Raw genomic sequence first — 6,913 nt, 5'->3', positions numbered from 1 at the left:
TTTCCTCTCCTGTGTCTTCTGTTCTCCTTTTTTTTGTGTGCGTTGTCGCTCGTTCGGCGCGGTGTCCGCCCTCCCGCCTTGTCGCCCTCCCCCCCCCCCCCCCCCCCCCGGGCCCGCTCAACTCTTGCCGGACAGCAGCCCGACCAGGCCGTCGGCCAGCTCGGTGCGCCAGCACAGGTAGTCGTGGCCGCCGTTGAACTCGCGGTAGACGGCGTCCTCGTAGCCGGCGGCGGCGAGGGTGTCCCGCAGCCGCCGGGCGGCGGGCAGGGCCACCCATTCCTGCTCGCCGAAGGAGAGCCAGAAGCGCACGGGAAGCCGCGGCGAGGCGGCGAGGCGGCTGGTCAGCCACTCCGCTTGTGGGCCGTCGGGCCACCAGAACGAGCCGGACTGGGCGAGGGCGTTGCCGAAGCGGTGCGGGGCCGTGAACGCCGCGTAGGCGGCGGTGAGCCCGCCGAGGCTCTGCCCGGCGACCACCGTCCGCGCGGGGTCCTGGGTGATCGGCAGCCGCCCGGCCGCCCAGGGCAGCAGTTCGTCCGCGAGGAAGGCCACGAACTCCGGACGGCAGGTCAGCTCCGCCCAGCGGGCGGACGCGTCCACGGACTCCGGCAGGACCGCGGCGAGCGGCGGGATCCGGCCGTCGGCGATGAGGTTGTCCAGCAGGTGGGCGACGCCGAGCCGCGGCTGCCAGTGCTCTCCGTCGAGCAGGACGAGAACCGGCAGCTCCGGCGGCTGCCCCGCTTCGAGCGCCGGCCGGTACAACCACACCCGCCGCTGCCCGCCAAGATGCCGGCTCGGCACCTCGAAGTCCCGCACCGTGCCGCGCGCCACCCCCTCCCTCGGCTCCCAGTCCACCGCGTCCGGCGCACCTGGAAGCTCGGCGTACGCGACCGGATCGCCGCTCCAACGACGCGGCAGCGTACGGGAGTTGTACGGGTCGGCACGACGCTGGGTGCGCAGCCACCGCCAGTAGTCGGGATCGTCGGGGCCGGGACCGCCGCCCTCGTCGACATGGAGGTCGTAGGTGCCGCGCCAGTCGCGGCGCAGCCGGACCGTCCAGTGCCAGACGTCGGTGCCCGGGAGGCGCTCCATGAGATTGCCCTCGGGCGCCCGGGGGTCGGCCAGCTTGTTCGGTACCACCTGCACCCGGCGGGTCGCGGGCGTGCCGCGCCACAGGTACGTCACGGCCGCGTACTCTTCGCCGCCCGCGGGGTCCGGCGTGACGAGCGGGGTGCCACGGCGCCGGACGTCGGCCCAGAACTGCTCGGCATCCCCCGGCGAGTCCGGCAGGAACCCGGGCCGCGCGAGACGCGCGAGCGGGTGGGGGCGGGCCAACCGGGGTGGGTGGTGTGGGGTGCCCTGGGGCGGCACGGGTACTGACATACGGGCGGACTCCGAACCACGAGCGATCGACTTAGGGTTACCTTACCTTCACATCGATCGCGTCACGGACGGCTCGACCGACCATGCCGGCGGAGGCACTGCCGCCATCACGAATGCCCAAGTGCGCCTCGCGTAAAGGCCACCCTTCAGACGTCGACCTCGCATCTCCGTGTGCACTCGCCGTGCCTGAACTCGCAGCAGTAGTAGTGCGAGCTTCGCACGATGTCGTCGTCTCGATCGTAGAACTCCGTGATGATCCGACCGTCCTCGATACGTGACACCCCCACTTGCTTACTGAAGTCGATCTTCAGTATTTCGAGCTCAGTCCTCAGGCAAGCCACCGCATACCTGTCAGCAGCTTCGGGATACTGAGCGAAGACTTTGTCGATTTCACGGAAGAACTCGGGGTCGCGTTCCGGCCCGCAGGCGGGCTTTGCGTTCATGGCTACGCTCCCAAGCGTCGAACGCGGAGGTTCACTCCGGGCATATCCACACGCACTTGTGGTCAACCCATTTACAGCAGGCGTGATGTGCGCTGCGCACGATGTCGTCGTCTCGATCGCAGAACTCCGTGATGATCCGACCGTCCTCGATACGTGACACCCCTACTTGCTTATCGAAGTCGATCTTCAGTATCTCCAGCTCAGCCCTCATACAAGACACCCCATACCTGCGAGCGGCTTCTGGGTGCCGGGCCAACAATTTATCGAGTTCTTCGAAAAACTCGGGGTCGCGTTCGGGCCCGCAGGCGGGCTTTGTTTTCATGGCTACGCTCCCAAGGCCAAGTGCTTTGAATCCCCCCAAGTACTTTGAATCCCCCAACGACCATGGTCTCTCGACCGTGAAGCCGGCGCCACTCGGCCCATACAGAGACCCAACGCGCGGCGGGAGGGCGTCATGGCGAGCCAACCAGGCCGTTTCCATGCCTGCTCAGACCTGGACGTTCAGCACCGTCCCCGTCGACTGGTGACGCTTCGGCCACGGCTACGGCGCTTGCTCCGCCGTTCGAAGGGGCGCGTGCGCCCGCCCAAGACGGACCACTCCTTCCGGACCGTTCCTGTCGGCGTGACGGTCGTGAAGACACCGAAACTCGACAAGACGGACTGCCCCGGTGGTCCCGATGCTGCGGTGTTCGCCAAGACCCCATGCCCGCCCGGGTGTTGGGGCCGGAGGCCGTGAAGAAGGCGGGGCCGCCGAAGAGGACCGGGACGCGCACCTTGGCCTGCCTGGCACAAGGACCCAGGTAGACCGACGTGCAGAGCCCGATTCGGGCGATCCCCCGCTTCGCCCGAATCAGGCAGTCTGACCGGAATCCGCCCGAGAACGGACATCCGGAGCCGCGCTGAGTATATTGGCTCTCAGCCAGTCAACGCAGGAGTTACAGGATGTCCCCCCGCAGCGCATCGGTCAATGAAGAATTGCGGCGGCGCTCCCGCGAGCGTCTGCTGCAGGCGGCGGTCGAGCTGGTCGGGGAGCGCGGGTACGAGGCGACCACGCTCGGGGACATCGCGCAGCGGGCCGGGGCGGCACGCGGGCTGGCCTCGTACTACTTCCCCGGTAAGCGCCAACTGCTGCAGTCCGCCGTGCACCGGCTGATGCACCTGACCCTGCAGGCCGCGCTGGAGCGCGAGCCCCGGCCGAGCGGGCCGGACGCGGGACGGGAGCTGCTGGCGCGGGCCGTCGACGCGATCCTGGGGCTCGCGCATGATCGCCCGCTGCTGATGCGTACGCACATGGCGGGGATACTGACGGCCGAGGGGTTCATCCAGTGCCCCGAGCAGCAGCGGCTGGCCCAGTTGCTGCGCGAGACGGTCGTGGCGTACGGATCGGCGGATCCCGACGCCGACTATCCGCTACTGCGGGCACTGCTGATGGGTTCGGTGGTGCCGATGTTGCTGCCGGGGGCGCCGATGCCGCGGGCCCGGTTGCGGGCCGAGCTGTTCCAGCGCTACGGGCTGGACTGGGAGTCGGGCTTCCCGCCGGACGACTGAGCCGCCCGGCGGGTCGCGGACGCGGTGCCCGGAGGCGTCAGCGGTAGTCGGGCTGGGTCTGGACGTTGAGCTCTCTCATGCGGACCGACTTGGCGCTGTCCGTAAGGCGGTCGTCGATCGCGAGGACGTCGAAGCCCTTGGCGATGTCGTTGGAGTAGATGTGGCCGTTGTAGTAGTACGCGGACCACGCGCCGCCGGAGACGAGTGAGTCGGTGGAGATCGGGCCGCGTTCGAAGTAGCCGATCTCCTTGGGGTGGGCGGAGTCGGTGAAGTCCCAGACGGAGACGCCGCCTTGGTACCACGCCTGGACCATGATGTCGCGGTTCTTGGCGGGGATCAGCGAACCGTTGTGGGCCACGCAGTTCTCGGTGTCGGCCTGGTGGCGCGGGATCTTGTAGTAGCTCTTGAAGACCAGCTTGCGGTGGGTGCCCTTGCCGGTGATGTCGTAGATGCCGTCGGCACCGCGGTCCGGACCGACCTGCGCGTTGCAGGTGGCCGCGCCGCCGCCGCCCAGCTCGTCGGTGAACACCACCTTGTTTCCCCGCTCGTTGAAGGTGGCCGAGTGCCAGAAGGCGAAGTTGACGTTGTCCTGGACCCGGTCGATGACCTTGGGCGCTGCCGGGTCCGCGATGTCGATGAGCACACCGTCGCCCATGCAGGCGCCCGCGGCCAGCTTCAGCTTCGGGAAGGTGGTGATGTCATGGCAGCCGGTGGTCTGCGACACGCCCGGGTTGGTCGGTCCGCCGGGGTTGCCGCCGTCCGGGAAGAGGACGGGGAAGTCGATGACCGCGGCCTCTTCGGGGGCGGCGCGCGGCACCTTGATGACGGAGATCCCGTCGTGCGGCGGCCGGCAGTCGGGGAAGGCCGCGCTGGGCGCGTACGACGAGACGTAGATGTAGACGTTCCGGCGCTCGGGGACCAGCGTGTGGGTGTGCGAACCGCAGGCGGTCTCCACGGCGGCGACGTACCTGGGGTGCGCCTTGTCGCTGATGTCGAAGACCTTCATGCCCTCCCAGGAGGACTTCTCCGTCGCGGGCTGCGGCGTGCTGCTGCAGGAGTCGTCGGTGCGCGAGGAGTCCGTGGACAGGAAGAGCAGGTCTCCGGAGACCGAGATGTCGTTCTGTGATCCGGGGCAGAGCACCTGGCTCACGGTCCTGGGCGCCTCGGGGCGGGAGATGTCGTAGACGACGAAGCCGTCGTAGTTGCCGGCGAAGGCGTACTTCCCCTGGAAGGCGAGGTCGGAATTGGTGCCCTGGAGCGCCTGCTTGGGGATGTTGGTCAGATGGCGGACGTTGTCGCTGTGCACGACCTCGTCCTTGCCGGGGATCTCGCCGTTCCTGATCGCGGCCCGGATGTCCGCCGCCCGGTCGGGGCCGACCTCCTCGGCCGCGGCGGGGTGGTCCCCCGGGTCGGGGGTCGCGGCCGCGGGTTGGGCCATGAAGAGGGCGGCCACGAGCCCGAGGGCCGCGGCCGCCGCGCCGAGGGATCTGCGCCGCACGCGGGGTCTGTGCAACGACGTCACAAGGTCCTCCCTTGGAGTCCGTTCCGATGTGAACGGTTCTTGGCCCCGGTAGTATCGCGCTGCTCATGTACATATCAATAGAAGGCAATGAACATGTAACGCCCTAGTGGGGCGGGTGGCCCTTCCGGCAACAGCAGGGCGGCCAGGGCCCTTTGGATGGTCCGACGGACAGGAGTGTGTGCGTTGACGCGTCCCAGGAGAGAGCGCCCCAGGAGAGCGCCCGGCCTCGCCGCGGCCGGCTCGGCGCTGGCCGTCTGCCTTGTACTGAGCGGCTGTTCGTCCGACGGCGGCACCACCGAGGCGGGCCGGAGCCGTGGCCCCCAGGTGGTGGCACCGGGCAAACCGGGGGAGCCGGCGAAGGTGCTCACCGCCGACGAGGCCAGGAAGGCTCGCGGCGACGACGCCCCCAACTCCGCCGACTTCGGCTACGTCCAGATGATGATCCCGCACCATCAGCAGGCGCTGGTGATGACGGCCCTGGCCGAGCGGTACGCCGCCGATGCGCGGGTCGAGCGGCTGGCGGCGCGGATCGCCGCCGCCCAGGGGCCGGAGATCGGCGCGATGAAGGGCTGGCTGAGCGGCCATGGCGGGCCGCGCGCGGAGGCCGGCCACCACCACGGGGACATGCCCGGAATGGCCGGTGCCGCTCAGCTCGAACGGCTGCGGGCGGCGCGCGGAGCGAAGTTCGACGCGCTCTTCCTGACGTTGATGATCGCCCACCACCGGGGCGCGGTCACCATGGCCACCGAGGTGCTCTCCGCGGGCCGGAACACGCTCGTCGAAGAGATGGCCGACGATGTCATCGCGCAGCAGAGCGCCGAGATCGGACGGATGCAGCGGATGCGGGCGGCGCCGCGGTAGACGCGGCGGGGGCGGCCGGACGGGCGGTGTCGCGACGGACGCAGGGCGGGCCGCGCGGTCGGGACGCGGTGTGCCGGGACGTCCGTGCGGATGGGTGCGAGGGTCAGCGCTTGTTGTGACGCGGCGTCAGCAGCCCTTCGTCGCGGGCGCCGGCGATCAGCCGCAGCGATCTTCGGCGGTTGCGGCCGGTGGCCAGCATGACCGCCAGCACCGGATCGCGCCCCTCCCGCTGGGCCTGGCGGTAGGCGTCCGCGGCGAGCCTGCGGCGCTCGGCGGCCCGCGACCGGGCGAGCAGGGCGGAGCGGGCATGTTCCTCGGGCCCCTCCCCCGGCCCCGGCGCCTCGGCCGCCGGCCGCACCGCGCCCTCCGCGGCTGCCCCCTGCACCGCCTTGGCTCCGGCGCCCGCCGGCTCCGGGGCCGGCCCGTACGCCGACTCGCCCGCCGGCTCCCGTGCCGCTTCCGGCATCGGCTCCGCCGTCTCCTCCTGCGGCGCCGCCCCGTTCGGCGGCTCCGGCGCCGGGCCGCCGGTCACCGCCCCGTGTGCCACGCCCGTCACCGTCGCGCGTGCCGGACCGGCCGCCGGCCCGTCCGCGGACCCGGTCGTCGTCCCGCCCGCCTGCTCCGGCGAGGTGGCCGCCGGACCGGGCTGCCGGGGCGCGGGCCGGGTCTTTCGCGGCCGTCCGGTAGCCGTCCGGAAGGCGTCGTCCAGGGGGCCCTCGATCCAGCGGGCCAGGTCGGCGAGGCCGTCCGGGGTCAGCGGCGGGTCGGCCCGTACGTCCTCGACGGTGATGTGGTCGTCGGAGACCGTCACAAGGACATCGATCCGCGCACCGTCGGCGAAGGTCAGCCGGGCACTGCACCAGGGGCCCAGGGGATCGAGCCGGGGCGGCGGACACCCGCGGCCGTCGGTTCCGGTCGCCTCGTCCGGGACGGCGGGCCCGGGAACGGGCGCGGCCGTGCCATGCCCCCGCAGCTCCCACGTGGGCCACTCCTGTGGCGCGCCCTGGGCTTCATATCGGTGATTAACGGTATAAAAGTCACTTTCCGACACATTTGAAAACCTAGCCTCCAGCCCACCCGGGCCAGTGGCGCGGCACGCTCATCCCAACGGGAGCAACCCCGATAGCGCATCTCCCGCCGCGCGCCCGCCGGTGCGATC

General features: G+C 70.6%; 6 protein-coding genes and 1 pseudogene. 2 read left to right on the top strand and 5 right to left on the bottom strand.

The features are described from left to right. Positions 1–117: 117 nt before the first annotated feature. The 3 genes from fes to AC0680_RS03090 form a co-directional block, all read right to left on the bottom strand. The gene (fes, locus tag AC0680_RS03100; RefSeq protein WP_478624443.1) at positions 118–1,380 is read right to left on the bottom strand and encodes an enterochelin esterase; all 1,263 of its coding nucleotides are present in this window, start codon (positions 1,378–1,380) and stop codon (positions 118–120) included. 146 nt (positions 1,381–1,526) lie between these two features. After that, positions 1,527–1,823, bottom strand: coding sequence for a hypothetical protein (locus AC0680_RS03095; RefSeq protein ID WP_478624441.1), 297 nt, complete (start codon positions 1,821–1,823; stop codon positions 1,527–1,529). Positions 1,824–1,854: 31 nt separating this feature from the next. Further along, positions 1,855–2,145: a hypothetical protein gene (locus tag AC0680_RS03090; RefSeq protein ID WP_478624440.1), complete on the bottom strand. Its 291-nt coding sequence runs from the start codon at positions 2,143–2,145 to the stop codon at positions 1,855–1,857. Between the two features lie 620 nt (positions 2,146–2,765). On the opposite strand from AC0680_RS03090, the pseudogene AC0680_RS03085 reads away from it, so the two are divergent. Beyond that, positions 2,766–3,387: pseudogene (locus tag AC0680_RS03085) on the top strand (TetR/AcrR family transcriptional regulator); the annotation flags it as partial. 21 nt (positions 3,388–3,408) lie between these two features. On the opposite strand, the gene AC0680_RS03080 reads toward AC0680_RS03085, so the two are convergent. Further along, positions 3,409–4,893, bottom strand: coding sequence for an LVIVD repeat-containing protein (locus tag AC0680_RS03080; protein WP_478624439.1), 1,485 nt, complete (start codon positions 4,891–4,893; stop codon positions 3,409–3,411). Between the two features lie 156 nt (positions 4,894–5,049). Here AC0680_RS03080 and AC0680_RS03075 point away from each other — a divergent pair, with 156 nt between their 5' ends. Continuing rightward, the gene (locus AC0680_RS03075) at positions 5,050–5,754 is read left to right on the top strand and encodes a DUF305 domain-containing protein (RefSeq protein WP_478624438.1); all 705 of its coding nucleotides are present in this window, start codon (positions 5,050–5,052) and stop codon (positions 5,752–5,754) included. 103 nt (positions 5,755–5,857) lie between these two features. Here AC0680_RS03075 and AC0680_RS03070 read toward each other — a convergent pair whose 3' ends face one another. Beyond that, positions 5,858–6,805, bottom strand: a complete 948-nt coding sequence (locus tag AC0680_RS03070) for a DUF6214 family protein (RefSeq protein WP_478624437.1) — start codon at positions 6,803–6,805, stop codon at positions 5,858–5,860. Positions 6,806–6,913: the final 108 nt, after the last annotated feature.

It is taken from the genome of Streptomyces sp. NPDC043738 (assembly GCF_056436545.1).
The sequence above is the reverse complement of the archived record's forward strand: the minus strand, read 5'-3'. Positions and strand labels throughout refer to the sequence as shown.